This is a genomic window from Pararhodobacter aggregans, assembly GCF_003075525.1.
Taxonomy (GTDB): Bacteria; Pseudomonadota; Alphaproteobacteria; order Rhodobacterales; family Rhodobacteraceae; genus Pararhodobacter; species Pararhodobacter aggregans.
Window position 1 is genome coordinate 107655 of record NZ_QDDR01000001.1, and the last position, 16547, is coordinate 124201.

The 16547-nt window shown below is 67.6% G+C and carries 16 protein-coding genes; 15 read left to right on the forward strand and 1 reads right to left on the reverse strand.

What is annotated here, in order from left to right; genetic code table 11:
* Window positions 1-5: 5 nt before the first annotated feature.
* Entirely contained in the window at window positions 6-758 is a 753-nt protein-coding gene (locus DDE23_RS00545) for an SDR family NAD(P)-dependent oxidoreductase (protein WP_107754597.1), read from the reverse strand.
* Between the two features lie 193 nt (window positions 759-951).
* Between DDE23_RS00545 and DDE23_RS00550 the strand changes: the two genes are divergently transcribed.
* From DDE23_RS00550 to DDE23_RS00620, 15 genes are all read left to right on the forward strand, one after another.
* Window positions 952-1995 (forward strand): TRAP transporter substrate-binding protein, encoded by a 1044-nt coding sequence (locus DDE23_RS00550; protein WP_107754598.1) that lies wholly within the window; start codon window positions 952-954, stop codon window positions 1993-1995.
* A 111-nt stretch (window positions 1996-2106) separates the two neighbouring features.
* Complete coding sequence (locus DDE23_RS00555) at window positions 2107-2670, forward strand: TRAP transporter small permease subunit (RefSeq protein WP_107754599.1); 564 nt, start codon at window positions 2107-2109, stop codon at window positions 2668-2670.
* Window positions 2667-4001: a TRAP transporter large permease gene (locus DDE23_RS00560; protein ID WP_107754600.1), complete on the forward strand. Its 1335-nt coding sequence runs from the start codon at window positions 2667-2669 to the stop codon at window positions 3999-4001. Before DDE23_RS00555 ends, DDE23_RS00560 begins: the two co-directional genes overlap by 4 nt.
* Before the next feature lie 25 nt (window positions 4002-4026).
* On the forward strand, window positions 4027-4977 hold the full coding sequence (locus DDE23_RS00565; RefSeq protein WP_116548225.1) for an MBL fold metallo-hydrolase: 951 nt from the start codon (window positions 4027-4029) through the stop codon (window positions 4975-4977).
* Window positions 4978-5121: 144 nt separating this feature from the next.
* Window positions 5122-5673 carry an ImuA family protein gene (locus tag DDE23_RS00570; RefSeq protein WP_107749441.1) on the forward strand — a complete coding sequence of 184 codons (552 nt, stop codon included), beginning with the start codon at window positions 5122-5124 and terminating at the stop codon, window positions 5671-5673.
* A complete protein-coding gene (locus DDE23_RS00575; RefSeq protein WP_107749442.1) occupies window positions 5615-7069 on the forward strand; it encodes a Y-family DNA polymerase in 1455 nt (484 codons plus the stop codon). Before DDE23_RS00570 ends, DDE23_RS00575 begins: the two co-directional genes overlap by 59 nt.
* Window positions 7066-10383 carry an error-prone DNA polymerase gene (locus tag DDE23_RS00580; protein ID WP_107749443.1) on the forward strand — a complete coding sequence of 1106 codons (3318 nt, stop codon included), beginning with the start codon at window positions 7066-7068 and terminating at the stop codon, window positions 10381-10383. The genes DDE23_RS00575 and DDE23_RS00580 overlap by 4 nt, the downstream gene beginning before the upstream one ends.
* Before the next feature lie 190 nt (window positions 10384-10573).
* Window positions 10574-11140 (forward strand): hypothetical protein, encoded by a 567-nt coding sequence (locus DDE23_RS00585; protein WP_107749444.1) that lies wholly within the window; start codon window positions 10574-10576, stop codon window positions 11138-11140.
* Window positions 11141-11755: 615 nt separating this feature from the next.
* Complete coding sequence (locus tag DDE23_RS00590) at window positions 11756-13003, forward strand: phage portal protein (protein ID WP_202863193.1); 1248 nt, start codon at window positions 11756-11758, stop codon at window positions 13001-13003.
* Entirely contained in the window at window positions 13000-13341 is a 342-nt protein-coding gene (locus DDE23_RS00595; RefSeq protein ID WP_107749445.1) for a gene transfer agent family protein, read from the forward strand. Before DDE23_RS00590 ends, DDE23_RS00595 begins: the two co-directional genes overlap by 4 nt.
* Entirely contained in the window at window positions 13322-13603 is a 282-nt protein-coding gene (locus DDE23_RS00600) for a hypothetical protein (protein ID WP_107749446.1), read from the forward strand. The genes DDE23_RS00595 and DDE23_RS00600 overlap by 20 nt, the downstream gene beginning before the upstream one ends.
* Window positions 13600-14196, forward strand: a complete 597-nt coding sequence (locus DDE23_RS00605) for an HK97 family phage prohead protease (protein WP_107749447.1) — start codon at window positions 13600-13602, stop codon at window positions 14194-14196. Before DDE23_RS00600 ends, DDE23_RS00605 begins: the two co-directional genes overlap by 4 nt.
* Window positions 14193-15371, forward strand: a complete 1179-nt coding sequence (locus DDE23_RS00610) for a phage major capsid protein (protein ID WP_107749448.1) — start codon at window positions 14193-14195, stop codon at window positions 15369-15371. The genes DDE23_RS00605 and DDE23_RS00610 overlap by 4 nt, the downstream gene beginning before the upstream one ends.
* 24 nt (window positions 15372-15395) lie before the next feature.
* Window positions 15396-15779 carry a hypothetical protein gene (locus tag DDE23_RS00615; RefSeq protein WP_107749449.1) on the forward strand — a complete coding sequence of 128 codons (384 nt, stop codon included), beginning with the start codon at window positions 15396-15398 and terminating at the stop codon, window positions 15777-15779.
* Window positions 15780-15791: 12 nt separating this feature from the next.
* Window positions 15792-16541 (forward strand): Ig domain-containing protein, encoded by a 750-nt coding sequence (locus DDE23_RS00620; protein ID WP_107749450.1) that lies wholly within the window; start codon window positions 15792-15794, stop codon window positions 16539-16541.
* Window positions 16542-16547 lie beyond the last annotated feature (6 nt).

Sequence of the window (16547 nt, forward strand, 5' to 3'; positions counted from 1 at the left end):
CCCTGTCACGCGGCCAGATAGCCGCCGTCGACGGGCAGCAGCGCGCCCGTCATGTAGCTTGACGCCTCGGAGGCGAGGAACAGCACCGGACCGACCAGCTCTTCGGGGCGGCCGGGGCGGCGCATCGGCGTATGGGCCATGAAGCGGCCGATGGCCTCGGGGTCGGCGCGGGTGACCTCGGTCATCGGCGTCTCGATCACGCCGGGCGCGATGGCGTTGACCCGGATCCCGTCGGGCGCGAGGTCATGCGCCAGCACCTTGGTCAACTGCAGCACCGCCCCCTTGGAGGCGGCATAGGCGGCCAGCCCGGGACCCGCCGTCACCGACATGATCGAGCCCAGGTTGACGATCCGGCCCTTCGTCTGGCGCAGCTGCGGCAGGAAGGCGCGGATCATCTGCATGGTGCCGGTGGCGTTCACGCGGATCACCGCGTCCCAGTCCTGCGCGAAGCTTTCCGCGTCGGGCAGGGTGCGGCGGATGATGCCCGCGTTGTTCACGAGGATGGTGGCCGCGCCCAACCGCGCGGCCACCGCGTCGGCGGCAGAGGCGCAATCCGCGGCCTCCGTTACGTCGAGCCTGAGCCCGATCGCCTTTCCCCCCGATTCGCTGATCTCTCGGGCCAGACCTTCGACCTGATCGCCCTGAAGATCGCAGCAGGCGACCCGGGCCCCCGCTGCCGCCAGCCCCAGCGCGATGGCGCGTCCGTTGCCCTGCGCGGCCCCCGTGACCACGGCCACGGCGCCTTTCACTCCCTGCATCCTGTCCTCCCGACCTGTGACGTCCGGCGCCGGTCCTGCGATCGGTCCGGCGCGCTCTTTTTTCGTCTGGCACAAAATTTGTCAGTTGCAAATAGATTTGTTGATGGCTAACAAAATGGCAGGCGCAGATAGATCAATCGGCGCTCAAGGGGAGGCGCCGCTTGCCGCGGCGCATCATTTGGGAGGATTCTTGATGAGCAACTTCAACAAGTTGCGCGGGTTCACCGCTGTCGCGCTGGTGCTGGCTGCGACCGGTGCCGCCCAGGCGCAAAGCTTTGACCTGCAAAGCGTGTTTGGCCTGAACGTGCCCTCGATCGGGCCGAGCCCGCAGCTCTGGGCTGACCGCGTGCACGAAATGACCGACGGCGCGGTGACCATCAACGTGCATGGCGCGGGCGATTTCGTCCCCGGTTTCGAAGTCTTCGGCGCCGTCAGCTCGGGCGCGCTGCCGATGGGTTTCGACTGGATCGGCTACTGGGCGCAGCAGATCCCGGTCGCGAACCTCGTGGGCTCGATGCCCTTCGGCCCCTCGCCGGACGTGGCGCTGGGCTGGATGTTCCAGGGCGGCGGTCTGGAGATCATCCAGCGCGCCTATGACCCGTTCAACGTCAAGGTCCTGCCCTGCCATCTGGTCGGCGCCGAGGCTGGCGGCTGGTTCAACCGCGAGATCAACACGCCTGCCGACCTGCAGGGCCTGAACATGCGGATCGCCGGTCTGGGCGGCATGGCCATGGCGCGTCTGGGCGCGAACACCCAGCTGGTTCCCGCGGGCGAGATCTTCCTCAGCCTCGAGACCGGGCGCATCGAGGCGGCCGAATTCTCGGCGCCGCAGCTCGACGTCGGCCTCGGCTTCCAGCGCGTGACGCAATACTACTACTTCCCCGGCTGGCATCAGCCGTCGAGCTGGGACAGCATCATCATCAACATGGATGTCTGGAACAGCTTCGACGAGCGCACCCAGAACATCATGACCGAAGCCTGCCAGGCGAATATCGCCTATAACCTGGGCGACCAGATCAACAGCCAGGCCGCCGCCATCGCCACGATCCGCGAAGCGGGCACCGAAGTGCGCCGTTTCCCCGACGAGGTGCTGCTGGCCCTGCGCGAGGCTTCGGACGCGGTGCTGGACGAACAGGCCGCGCAGGATCCGATCTTCGCCGAGGCGCTGACCTCGCTGCGCGCCTATATGGACAGCGTCGGCGAATGGAGCACCCTGCAAGCGCTTCCGGCGCGCTGAGGGACGCACTCTGTCGACAGCCGTGTTTTGTCCACAGGCATCCGCTGTTGACAGGTTCACGGGGGGCGGCGAAACCGCCCCCCGAAACCCTGCCGGGCCCGAGGAGATTCCATGCCGCGCATCCTGAAACGCCTTCTGGCGCTCCTGTGCCTGCCGGGGGCCTGGGCGAGCTGGCTCACCCTTCCCCTGATCGCCACGATCCTGATCTCGGTGATCTGGGCCAAGATGGGCATGAACACCCTGATCGGCTGGGAGGGGCAGGTGCCGGTCCTGGGCCGGGCGCTGACGGTGAACAGCCTTTACGACATGCAATGGTACATCTTCGCGCTGCTGGTCCTCTTCGGGGGGATCTGGGCGCTGAGGGACGACCGCCATGTCTCGGTCGATTTCCTGTCCCTGATGATGAGCCCGCGCCAGCGGCTCTGGGTGCGGATGATCGGCGATCTGATCTTCCTGCTGCCGTTCTGCGCCATCATCGCCTGGTACGGTTTCGCCTTTGCCGAAGTCGCCTTCCGCACCGCCGAGGGCTCGACCCAGGGCGGGCTGAACGCACGCTGGCTCATCAAGGCGATGCTGCCCCTGTCCTTCGCCCTGCTGGGGCTGATGGGCATCCTGCGGGCGCTGGGCACCGCGATCCAACTCGCCCGTGGCGACCTGTCCGAGGACATCCAATGATCGACCACCTCGGCCCTGAACTCATGCTCCTCGGCCTGATCGCCGGGATCTTCTCGGGCTATCCCGTCGCCTTCGTGCTGGCGGGCATCGGCATCCTGTTCGCGGTGGCGAACGGTATTCCGATGCTGTTCCTGTCGATGGGCGTGCAGCGGATCTATTCCGGCACGCTGACCAACTGGCTGCTGGTCGCCATCCCGCTTTTCGTCTTCATGGGGCTGATGCTGGAACGCTCGGGCATCGCCGAACGGCTGATGCGCTCGCTCGCCTCGCTGTTTCAGCGCACGCCGGGGGGCTATGCCTTTTCGGTGATGATTATCGGCGTCATCATGGCCGCCTCGACCGGCATCATCGGCGCCTCGGTGGTGATGATGGGGATGATGTCGCTGCCCGCGATGCGCGAGGCGAAATACGACATGCAACTGGCCTCGGGGCTCATCGCCTCGTCGGGCACCTTGGGGATCCTGCTGCCGCCCTCGATCATGCTGATTATCCTCGGCGACCAGCTGCGGGTTTCCGTGGGCGACCTCTTCATGGGGGCCATCGTGCCGGGGCTGGTGCTGTCGGGGCTCTATTTCCTCTATCTCGGCGCCGTGGCGATCTTCCAGCCGCACCGGGTGCCCGCGCCCGAGGTGATCGAGCGCCGCAGCATGGCCGAGACCGCCTGGGCCCTGACCCGCGACCTGCTGGCGCCGATGGCGTTGATCCTTTCCGTGCTGGGCACGATCATCGCCGGCATCGCCACGCCCACCGAATCCGCCGCCATCGGCGCGACCGGGGCGCTGCTCCTGGCGCTCTTGTCGCGCAAGCTGACGCTGGGCGCGCTCAGGGGCGCGCTGCACGAGACGACGAAGACCACGGCCATGATCGTCTTCGTGATGATCGGCGCCTCGATCTTCTCGGTGGTGTTCCGGCGGCTGGGCGGGGATGCGATGATCCTCGATCTGTTCAACATCCATGAGACGAGCCCCTACACCGTCCTCTTCATCATCATGGCGCTGGTGTTCCTCTTGGGCTTCTTCCTCGATTGGGTCGAGATCACCGCCGTCGTGGTGCCGATCGTCGCGCCCATCGTCGCGCAGCTTGATTTCGGGCTGCCGGGGGACCAGGTGATGATCTGGTTCGCCATCGCGCTGGCGGTGAACCTGCAGACCTCGTTCCTGACGCCGCCCTTCGGCTATGCTCTGTTCTACCTGCGCGGCATCGCGCCCGAGCTGCCGATCCGCACCATCTATCGCGGTGTCATTCCCTTCGTGCTGATCCAGATCACCGCGCTGTTGCTGGTGATCATCTTCCCGGCCGTCGCGCTCTGGCTTCCCATCGCCCAGCGCTGAGCCGCTTTCTGACTGGAGTATTCCCATGGCCAAGGCCTTTGCCTCGCAAGGCGACATGACCGAGAAAAAGACGTCCTTCACGCAGGTGGGCGAGGGCCTTTACGCCTTCACCGCCGAGGGCGATCCGAACACCGGCGTCATCATCGGCGACGACAGCGTGATGATCGTCGAGGCGCAGGCAACGCCCCGCTTGGCGCGCAAGGTGATGGAATGCGTCCGCAGCGTCACCGACAAGCCGATCTCGCATCTGGTCCTGACCCATTACCACGCGGTCCGCGTGCTGGGCGCCAGCGCCTATGGCGCGCGGGAAATCATCATGTCCGACGTCGCCCGCGCCATGGTCGTGGAACGCGGGCAGGAGGATTGGGACAGCGAATTCGGCCGCTTCCCGCGCCTGTTCCAGGGACACGAGGAAATCCCCGGCCTGACCTGGCCGACCACCACCTTCTCGGATTCCATGACCGTCTACCTCGGCAACCGCCGGGTCGACATCCTGCACCTCGGCCGGGCCCATACGGCCGGTGACGCCGTGGTCTGGGTCCCGGATCAGGAGGTGATGTTCACCGGCGACATCGTCGAATACCACTCGGCCTGCTATTGCGGCGACGGGCATTTCAGCGACTGGGAAGACACGCTGATGAACATCGCGGCCTATGAGCCGAAGGCGATCGCGCCGGGCCGCGGCGACGCGCTGGTCGGTGAAGAGATGGTGGCCAAGGCCCTGGAAAACACCGCCGATTTCGTCCGCTCGACCTATCGCCCGGTGCAGAAAGTGGCGGCCCGGGGCGGTTCGCTGAAGGAAGCCTGGGACGCGGTGCGCGCCGAATGCGACCCCAAGTTCAAGGAGTATGCGATCTACGAACATTGCCTGCCCTTCAACGTGGCGCGGGCCTATGACGAAGCCCGCGGCCTCGACACCCCCCGCATCTGGACCGCCGAGCGCGATCAGCAGATGTGGGCCGATCTGCAGGGCTGAAGGCCCAGGCCAGCTTCCCCGATGGCCCCGGCGTTCGCGCGCCGGGGCTTTCGCATGGGGCGGATCGGCGGGGCAGGGGGGACTCGACTTCGGCCCTTCGCGCGCTTCATGTAGGTTTCGACCCTGACCCAGCCGGAGCCGCCCGTGCCCTCGTCCAGCCTGACCGCCTATCCCCTCCGCCCCGCGCGCGTGCACGAGGCCTGCGGCCCCTCGGCCGCGAGTTTCGCGCTCTGGACGGCGGCGTTGACCGGGGGCGACGTGATCTGGGTGCGCGAGGGCTGGCGGTCCGAACAGCTTAATCCCCTGGGCTTTCAGGGGCTCGATCCGGCGCGGCTGATCCTGGCGCAGACCGGGGACCAGAACGACACGCTCGCCGTCGGCGAAGAGGCGCTGCGCGATGGCGCCGCCCCCTTCGTGGTGCTGGAACTGACGGCGCCGATCGGCCTGACCACCGGGCGCCGCTTGCAGCTGGCGGCGCGGGCCGGGGGGACGACCGGGCTGTGCCTGATCCCCGAGGGCATGGGCTCGAACGCGGCCGAGACGCGCTGGCATTGCAACCCGGTCTTCGACGCGCAGGACTCGACTCGTCAGCGCTGGAGCCTTATTAAGAACAAATCAGGAACATGTGAGGCCTGGAATGTTCGATGGGACCCAGAGGCGCATCGTGTCGCTGTGGTTTCCCCGGTTCGCGAGTGACCGGGTTCTGCGCGCGCACCCGCAGGAGGGACCGTTTGTCCTGACCCTGCAGCAGGGCAATGCCAACCGGGTCCATTGCCTGAACGAGGCCGCGCAGGCCCGGGGGTTGCAGCGCGGCATGGCCTTTGCCGATGCCCGGGCCTTCTGCCCGGATCTGTCCAGCCGCCCGGCCGATCCGGCCGAGGATCAGCGCTTCCTGGCCCTGCTGCGCCGCTGGGCGACGCGCTGGTGCCCCTGGGTCGGCTTCGAGGGGCCGGACGGGCTGGTCCTCGACATCACCGGCTCGGCGCATCTGTTCGGCGGCGAGGCGGCGATGATCGCCAGCCTCACCGCGCGGCTGACCCGGGCGGGGCTGGCGGTCGAGGCCGGGACCGGCGGCACGCGGGGCGCTGCCTGGGCCCGGGCGCGCTATGGCGCCGGGGGGCCGCTGGACAGCCTGCCCATCGCTGCGCTGCGCCTCGACCCCGAGACGGTGACCGGCCTGCAGCGCATGGGGCTGCGCAGCATCGGCCAGGTGGCGGCCAGTCCGCGCGCGCCGCTGGCCCGCCGCTTTGGCGCCGAGCTGCTGTTGCGGCTGGATCAGGCGCTGGGCACCCGGCCCGAGCAGATCTCGCCCGAGGCCGAGCCACCGCATTACGCCGTGCGCCTGACCCTGCCCGAACCGATCGGGCGGACCGCCGATGTCATGGCCGGGACCGCGCGGCTGCTGGAGCGGCTCTGCGGCAAGCTCACCGATCACCAGACCGGGGCGCGGGTGCTGTGCCTGAGCCTGCGCCGGGTGGATGGCGATTTCCGCGCCGTGGAATTGCGTCTGGCCCGGCCCCTGCGCGATCCGGCCCGCATCCTGCCGCTTTTCGAGCGCGGCGTGGACGAGGTGGATGCAGGGTTCGGCATCGACCAGATGCGGCTCGAGGCGGTGACGGTCGAGCCCCTGCCGGTCGAGCAGATCGCCCAGACCGGGACCCGCGATCCCGGGCGGCTGGATGATCTCATCACCCGCATCGGCACGCGGATCGGGCTGGAGAACGTGATCCGCTACCTGCCCGCCGACAGCCATATCCCCGAACAGGCCTTCACCATCGCCCCGGCGGCCTTTTCCAGCCCCGGGAACGGCTGGGCCAGTCCGCGCCCGCGCCCGGTCTGGCTGTTCCCGCCCGAGCCTCTGGCCGTCACCGGCCCGCGTCCGCCCCGGCAGTTCGTCTGGCGCCGGATGACCCTGACCACCGGCCGCGCCACCGGTCCCGAGCGGATCTCGCCGGAATGGTGGCTGATCGACGAGGCCTGGCAGAGCGGCATGCGCGATTACTGGCAGGTCGAGACGGTGCAGGGGCGGCGGCTGTGGCTGTTCTACACGCCGCAGAACCCGGGCTGGTTCGTGCAGGGGGAATTCGCATGAGCCCCCGGCCCGGCTATGCCGAATTATGCGTGACCTCGAATTTCACCTTCCTCACCGGGGCCTCGCATCCCGAGGAGCTGGTGACGCGCGCCGCCGAGCTGGGGCTCGAGGCCATCGCCATCACCGACCGCAATTCGCTGGCGGGCGTGGTGCGGGCCTATCGCGCGCTGCAGATCCTGCGGGAGGCGGCGGAGAAAAGCGTCGCGATCCGCTCGCAGCACCGGGTGGATTCCTGCTCGCGCCAGGAGATCGGCGAGCCCGAGGATCTGCCCCGCCCCGAGGGGGCGCCTCTGCCCAAGCTGATCGTCGGCGCCCGGCTGGTGCTGCGCGACAGCCCGGTCGAATGGATCGCCCTGCCGACCGATCTGGCCGCCTATCAGCGGCTGACCCGGCTGTTGACGCTGGGCAAGCGGCGGGCGGGGAAGGGGGAATGCCATCTGGACCGCGCCGATCTGCTGGAAGGGGGCGAGGGGCTGATCCTGATCGCGCTGGCCCGGGATCTGCAGGCGGCGGCGGCGGACCTCCAGACCTTCCGCCGCCGCTTTCCGGGGCAGGTCCATCTGGGCGCCGCGCCGCGCTATGACGGCTCGGACCAGGCCTGGCTTGCGGCCTGCGCCCGGCTGGCGCTGCGCTGCGCCACGCCGATGGTGGCGGTCGGCGATGTGCTGATGCATCGCGCGGCGCGGCGGCAGCTGGCCGATGTGCTGACCTGCCTGCGCGAGGGCTGCACCATCGACGCCATCGGCACCAGGGCGCTGGCCAATGCCGAGCGGCGCCTGAAGGGCGCGGCGGACATGCAGCGGCTGTTTCACGCCCATCCCGCCGCCCTGCGCCGCACGCTGGAGATCGCCACCCGCTGCACTTTCGATCTGTCGCAATTGCGCTACCAATACCCCGACGAGATCGCCGAGGGCGGCGAGACGCCGATGGAACGCCTGACCCGGCTGGCCCACGAGGGGCTGGCGCGGCGCTATCCGCAGGGCGCGACCGACAAGGCCCGCACCCTGCTGGCCAAGGAACTGGCCGTGGTCGAGGAACTGAAATACCCGGCCTATTTCCTGACCGTCCACGACATCGTGCATTATGCGCGCGGGCAGGGGATCCTGTGCCAGGGGCGCGGCTCGGCGGCCAATTCGATCCTGTGCTACCTGCTGGGCATCACCGATGTGAAGCCCGAGATGATCGGCATGGTCTTCGAGCGTTTCATCTCGCGCCACCGCGGCGAGCCGCCCGATATCGACGTCGATTTCGAGCACGAGCGCCGCGAGGAGGTGATCCAGTGGATCTATCAGAAATACGGCCGCCACCGGGCCGGGCTCTGCGCCACGGTGATCCATTTCCGCTCGCGCGCGGCGATCCGCGAGGTGGGCAAGGTCATGGGCCTCAGCCAGGATGTGACGGCCAATCTGTCGGGGCAGATCTGGGGCTATTCCAGCGAGGGGCCCAAGCTGGACCGCATCCGCGAGCTGGGGCTCGACCCCGAGGACCGGCGCCTGGCCCAGACGATCCGCCTGATCCGCGAGATCATCGGCTTTCCCCGGCATCTGTCCCAGCATGTCGGCGGTTTCGTCATCACCCGGGGCCGGCTGGACGAGCTGGCGCCGATCGAGAATGCGGCGATGGAGGACCGCACGCTGATCGAATGGGACAAGGACGACATCGACACGCTGGGCATCCTCAAGGTCGATGTGCTGGCGCTGGGCATGCTGACCTGCATCCGCAAGGCCTTTGACCTGTTGCGCGACCATGACCGGCTGGCGCTGACGCTGGACAGCGTGCCCGCCGAAGACCCCCGGACCTATCGCATGCTGCAGGTCGCCGATGCGGTCGGCGTGTTCCAGGTCGAAAGCCGGGCGCAGATGAACTTCCTGCCACGGATGAAGCCGCGCGAATTCTACGATCTGGTGATCGAGGTCGCCATCGTCCGCCCCGGTCCGATCCAGGGCGGCATGGTTCAGCCCTATATCCGCCGCCGTCAGGGGCTGGAGGCGGCCGAACCCTTCGGCCCGGCGCTGGAAGAGGTCACGCGCCGCACGCTGGGGGTGCCGCTGTTTCAGGAACAGGCCCTGCAGATCGCCGTGGTGGGCGCGGGCTACAGCGCCGAAGAGGCCGACCACCTGCGCCGCTCGCTGGCCAGTTTCCGCCGCATGGGCACCATCGGCGAGCATCGCGAGAAATTCGTCAACGGCATGATGGCCCGCGGCTATGACGCCGAGGTCGCCGCCCGCTGCTTCGGCCAGATCGAGGGTTTCGCCGATTACGGTTTCCCCGAAAGCCATGCGGCGGCCTTCGCACTGCTGGTCTATGTCTCGGCCTGGCTGAAATGCCATCACCCGGCGGTCTTCGCCTGTGCGCTGCTGAATTCCCAGCCGATGGGTTTCTACGCCCCCGCCCAGATCGTGCGCGACGCGCGCGAGCATCAGGTCGAGGTCCGGCCGATCTGCGTCAACCGCAGCGAGTGGGACAACACGCTGGAACGCCGTCCCGATGGCGGGCTGGCGCTGCGGCTGGGGTTCCGGCAGATCAAGGGCTTCCGGCAGGAGGACGCGGCCTGGATCACGGCCTCGCGCGGCAACGGCTACCGCGATCCCGAAAGCCTCTGGCTGCGGGCCGGGGTGGCGCCCGCGGCGCTGGAGCGGCTGGCCGAGGCGGATGCCTTCTCCGCCATGGGGCTGACGCGGCGCGATGCGCTCTGGCAGGTCCGCGCCATCCGCGCCCCGGCGCAGCTGCCGCTCTTCAAGGATCCGATCGACGGCGAGGTGATCCACGAGCCCGCCGTCAGCCTGCCGCAGATGCATCTGGGCGAGGAGGTGGTCGAGGATTACGTCGCCACCCGCCTCACGCTGCGCGCCCATCCGATGGAATTGCTGCGCCCGGCGATGCCCGGCCTGACCTGCCATGACGCGCTGCTCACCGCGCCGGTGCAGCGCACCACCGTCTGCGGCCTGGTCATCACCCGCCAGCGGCCCGGCACCGCCTCGGGGGTGATCTTCCTCACGCTCGAGGACGAGACCGGGGTGGCGAATGTCGTCGTCTGGCCCAAGGTCTATGATTCCTTCCGCCGGGCGGTGATGGGCGGGCGGCTTCTGCGGGTGACGGGCACGCTGCAGCGCGAGGGGATCGTGGTGCATCTGATCGCCCAGCAGATCGAGGATGTCTCGCACCGGCTGTCCTATCTGGGCCATCCGATGGACGACGCCATCGGCCAGACCACACCGCAGACCGACAACGCCCCGCGCCCCCGCCCGGCCCCCCGCGCCATGCATCCCCGCGACCAGGCCAAACGCCTGTTCCCGAGCCGGGATTTCCATTGAGGGGGCAGGGGAGGGACAGGCACCCGCCGTCTGACGGACCCGTGCCGTCTGGAGGGGGGATGGTAGGCCCGGAGGTTCGGTCTTTTTCTAGCATTTTCAACGGCCAAAAGTGGCTAACAGCAGAAAAGTGGCCCATTGATATGAAACGAGAAAAAGTGTCACTGGCTAACCGCATGTTTGGGGGGTGGGCATGGCCAGACCCCCAAAACTGAAGCCCGAGGAACTGATTGCCTGGATCAAGACGCGGATCGGCAGCAAGCCGATTGAGCACGAGGGCCACACTTGGATGGCGATGGATCAGCCCGCCGACGCCGCCGAACTCGGGATTTCAGAGCGCACCCTGCGCACCATGATCAACGTCCCTCCCATCGTGAAGGCGCGCACGACCTACATGGATGGGACGCCCGTCGTGCTCCTGCGAGTCGGAACCCCGGAACCCGACAACGCGAGGATGATCGCCAGGAAGATGGCGAACATCTTTCGCAAGAGGACGGGGCTGGACACCGGTCAGCATGCGTTTGGTTGCCTGGTCGGCTTAGTCGAGATTTGGCCGAAGGGGCGACAAGTAGACATCTTCCGCACTGTGATGGACGATTGGCCCGGCTTCATGGCGGGGGTGCAGTGTGCGGACATGGATGCCGAGCTTGCGGGGAAGGTGCTCGACCCGGCGCTCAAGGAACGGTTCTACGGGAAGCCTGTGATCGCCCTGATCCGCAAGTATCCGGCTGTCGCGGTGGAACTCCACAACATGGCCTGACTCGACCCGTTGTTGCCGAATGGTCCGCATTCTTGCCGGATGCTACCACTTTCTGCCGGGTGGTCGAGTTGTTGCCGAATGCTTCTAGTCCCTATTACTAAAGGAATAGATACTCTTAATAATCCTCTTATAGAATAGGGACTAGAACTTTCGGCAAGAATAAGAGGATCATAAAGAGTGCGACCCCGACGCTGCGCTCCGGGGATCGCGAACAGACCCGACCAGGTTTCGAGCGGGTTTCGAGGGAGTTGGGAGGGGTTAACCCCGAAGAAGCTGAAAGTTGAACGCGGGCGCGCGCGAGCCGCACTTTACGGGTTTGGGCCTGAGGGGATGATAGACAAACGCCGCCCCCAGGAAACCCAGGAGCGGCGTAAGGGCTGGGACCAGAAGACAGCGGTTGCGCCCTGTCGGGCATTCCATTGCTTACCAGCCGATCCCGCGTTTAGCCCCAGGGCACAAACCCGATCAACGGCGATTGTTTCAAATGCCCTTGCCCCAATTTTAAAATCGTGCGACTCTGCCCGAGCTTTGATGACAGCCGGGGACAGCCCGGCATAGAGCATCGGACCCCCAGACCAGGGGGAAGCGCTTCCCGCAGCTTCACCTGGTCCCGCCGTGTCCTTCATAGCCCGCATCTTTGGCCGTCCTGACTCCGCCGCTGCCACGGCGGCGACCGCGACTGTCTCGGCCGAGGCCCGTTCGCTGGCCGATCCCGCGCCCTGGCTTCTGGACCTCTTCGGGGCCGTTCCTGCGTCTTCGGGCGTCACCGTCAGCCCGACCACCGCGATGCGCTGCACGCCCGTCCGTGCCGCCGTGGAAGCGATTGCCGAGGGGATCGGGGGCTTGCCCCTCCACGTCTACCGCCGAGGCCAGGACGGGGCGCGCGACCGTGCCAGCGATCACCCCGCCTATGCCCTCCTGCACGACCAGGCGAACGATTGGTCGCCGGCGCCCCAGTTTCGCGAACAGCTGACCCGTGATGCCCTCCTGCACGGCAACGGCTTTGCCCATATCGGCCGGGATGCCACCGGCACACCCCGTGAGCTGATCCGCCTCGACCCGGCCGTGATGATCGTGGAGCGCGACCAGGCTACCGGCGAACCCGTCTACCGCCTCGCCCAGGCCGTGGGGCAGCGTGCCCTCGACCGGCGCGACATCCTGCACATCGCCGCGCCCTCGCTCGACGGCATCAAGGGCACTTCTCCGGTCCAGCAATGCCGCGAGGCCATCGCGCTGGCCCTGGCGATGGAACGCTACGCCGCCGCGCTGTTCGGCAACGGGGGCCGTCCTTCGGGCATCTTGAGCTTCCCCGCCAAGCTGACTGCTGACGCCGCCAGCCGCATCAAGGCCTCCTGGCAGGCCGCCACCTCTGGCGCGAACACCGCCGGGACGGCAGTCCTGGAAGAGGGCGGCAGCTTCACGCCTCTGGCCTTCAGCTCGACCGATGCCCAGTTCCTGGAACTCTGGCAGCACGTCGTGACCGAGATTGCGCGCGTGTTCCGCGTCCCGCCGCACCTGATCTTCGAGCTGGGCCGAGCGACCTGGGGTAACGCAGGGGAAATGGGCGCGACCTTCCTGAGGTTCACGCTGATGCGCTGGATCAAGGCTTGGGAAGGCGAGGTGCGTCTCAAGCTCCTGACCCAGGAAGAGCGCGCTGACCATTACGCCGAATTTCTGGTGGATGACCTCCTGCGCGCCGACTTGGCCGCCCGTGCGACCGCCTACGCCCAGCTGATCGCCGCCCGCGTCCTCAATCCGAATGAGGTTCGGGCCATGGAGAACCGTGCGCCCTATGCCGGTGGCGACGAGTTCCTGAACCCCAATACCACCTCGACCACCCCGAACCAGGAGGGCGAGGCATGATCGGCACCCGTCAGTTCTTCGGTGATCGCGAGCGCGACTTCGCTCTGCCGCCCGCCCTGATCCTGGAACTGGAACGCCTGACCGGCCAGGGCATCGGCGGGCTGTCCCGCCGCTTGATGGCGGGGGATTTCAAACTGGCCGACCTCCATCAGACCATCCGCCTGGGCCTGATCGGGGGTGGCGCTGAACCCCAGGAAGCCGCGGCGCTGATCGCCGCCTATGTCGAAACCCGCCCGGTGCTGGAAGCCTATGCGCTTGCAGTCACCGTCATCGACCATGTGATGACGGGCGGCCTTTCCCTCACCGAACCGAAGGAGAATGGCCGTGCTGACCCGTGAACAGCTCCACGATGCCGTAACGCATTACATGCGGGCAAACCGCAACCGCCAGATTTCTGGGGCCGAGATCGCGTGTGCGGTCTACCAGACCGATGCGCCCACGGGCTGGCAGAAGCTCCAAGCCACCCGCGCCGCTGCCCAGATCGGCCCGCGTCTCGGCCTTCGCTTCGTCCGGCGCGGCAACGTACCGACCTGGCTGCACCCGCTGGTCGCCGCGCAACGGTTCAACACCGTCATGCAGACGCTTGGGCTCCCGGCATGAAACCCGCAGAAAATTTGACATTGATTGCAAATTGGAAACGATCCGTTTCCCAAGTCGAGTTCCGCAGCGCGGCTCAAGCAGAACTCGCTGACGCTGAGGTGCGCTTCAGCCCCATTGCCGAAGATGGTTCCCTGGAAGGCTGGGCCACGCGGTTCAACACTCCCGACGCCTACCGCACCAGCTTTGACCCTGCCGCCTTCCAATGGGATGGGCAGCGGCTGCCGCTCCTGTGGTCGCATGATCCTTCCCAGGTGATTGGCAGCGTCCGCAGCGTGGCCACCGAGGCCGAGGGCCTGAAGATCACCGCCAAGCTGAACCTTGCCGTGCAGCGCGCCCAGGAAGTCCGCGCGATGCTCCTGGACGGGGACGTGTCCGGCCTGTCCATCGGCTTCCGTCGCCTTCGTGATGAGGCGCGCCAAGGCGGCATTCGCCACATCACCCAAGCCCGGCTGGTGGAAGTCAGCCTGGTTGCCGTCCCCGCCGTTCCTGGCAGCCGTGTGACCAGCACCCGCGCCATCCCCGGCACCAGCCTTGCAGCCTTCCTCGAAACCTGCCGCGCCGCCACCATCAGCCTGAAAGGCCAACGACCGTGAAGCACCTCCACCCCCTCGAAACCCGTTCGGCCCTGCCGGTGGACGCGCTGTCCATCGAAACCCGGAACGATCCCCCGCCCCAGGGCAATGACGCCGATCCGCTGGCCGAGGCCACCCGTGCCGTGACCGAGCTGCGCGCCGCCGCCGAGGCCCAGCAGGCCCGGCACCAGACCGAGCTGCGCACCCTGACCGAGCGTCTGGCCCAGCTCGAAACCCGCGCCAATCGCCCGACCTCGACCGAGACCACCGAGGAACCCAGCGCCGAGCGCCGGGCCTTTGCCCATTACCTCGCCAGCGGCCAGGTGACGGCCGAGGAACAGCGGGCGCTGACCCAATCCAGCGACGTGCAGGGCGGCTATCTGGCCCCGCCGGAACTCGCCTCCGAGATCATCCGCGACCTGGTGGAATACAGCCCCATCCGCAGCGTGGCGAGCGTGCGCACCACCTCCGCGCCTTCGGTGATCTATCCGACCCGCGGCGACCTCACCAACGCCCGCTGGCTGGGCGAGGGCGAGACCGTCACCGAAAGCACGATCACCTTCGGCCAGGCCGAGGTTCCGGTGCGCGAGCTGGCGACCTTCGTGGACATTTCCAACCGCCTTCTGGCCGACGCCCCGCAGGCCGAAACCGAAGTGCGCGCGGCGCTGGCCGAAGACTTCGGCAAGACCGAGGCCACCGCCTTCCTGTTCGGCACCGGTCCGCGCCAGCCCGCTGGCCTCATGCTGAATACCGCGATCCCCGACACCCCCAATGGCCACGCCGCCAACCTCTCGGCCGATGCGCTGATCGCGCTCCTGTATGCCCTGCCTGCGACCTACCGCGCCGCCGGGGCCTGGGCGATGAACGGCACCACGCTGGGTATCCTGCGCACGCTGAAGGACGGCCAAGGCAACTACCTGTGGCAACCCAGCTACCAAGCGGGCCAGCCTGAGACGATCCTCGGCCGCCCCGTGGTCGAAATGGTGGACATGCCCGCCATCGCTGCCGACGCTTTCCCGATCATCTACGGCGACTTCTCGGGATACCGGATCGTGGACCGGGTCGGGGTGGACATCCTGGTCGATCCCTTCACCCGGCGCGGCAACGGTCTGACACGCATCCATGCCAACCGGCGCGTGGGCGGGGGCGTCCTGCAACCCGCCAAGTTCCGCAAGCTGCGCATGGCCGTCAGCTGATCCCCCAGAACCAGGAGCACCCTCATGCGTGACCTTCATTCCAATATCGGCACGGTTCTGGCGCTGGCCCCGGCCGTCCAGACCGCCGCCGCCCAAGGCCCGGCCATCGACCTGCAAGGGTTCGAGTCCGTGGCTTTCGCCGTCAACACCGGGGCCATCGCCGGGTCGGGCGACTTCGGCCTCGCCCTTCAGGAAAGCGCCGATGGCGCGACCGGCTGGGCCAATGTCGCCGCCGACCAGGTGCAGACCAATGCCCCCGCGACCCTGGAAGCGGCCAGCACCTACCGGCTGGGCTACCTGGGCCATGAGCGCTTCGTGCGTCTGTCCCTGACCCGCGTCAGCGGCACGTCGATTGCCGCCGGGGCCACCGCCATCCTGGGCCGCGCGCATTCGCGCCCCGTCGCGTAAGGAGCTGACACCATGTCGATCAACTCGACCGCAGGGGCCTTGGTGGACATCGGCCCGGCCACCACCACCGCCGCCACCATGGCAGACTTCCAAGCCTATGGCCCCGCCGACTGGCTCGACATCGGGCTGGTGGAAGACCTTGGCGAACTGGGCGGGGAAGCGGAACAGCTCCTGTTCAAGGCCATCGGGGAAAAGGCCACCCGCCGCCTGAAGGGCACCCCGGACTATGGTTCGATGGAACTGGTGCTGGGGCGTGATCCCCTGAACCGTGGCCAGCAGGAACTGCAAACCGCATTTCGTGACCATCGCCCCTATGCGTTCCGCGTCCGTCTGGAAGACGCGCCGGTCGGGGGCACTCCGAGCACGTTCTACTTCCGCGCGATGGTGAGTTCCTTCCGTCACCAGCTTGGTGCCGAAAACAACATCACCCGCACCAACGTCGCGCTGGGGATTGATGGCGAGGTGTTCGAGGTGCCCGCGGCCCTCGGCCTGAACTTCAGTCCCGTCATGGGTGCCTTGACCGCCGGGGAAGAGGGCACCGTGTATGCGGGCGTCACCATCGCGGCAACGGGAGGCACTGGCACCGCCAGCTATGCCGTGACGGATGGCAACCTGCCGCCGGGCCTGAGCTTGAATGCCTCGACTGGGGCGATCAGCGGCACGCCCACGACCGCGGGCACCTACAACTTCACGATCACTGCGACCTACTCGACCAGCGGGACGGGTGCGGCGGTCTACAGCATCACCGTCGATCCGGCTTGATGGTGA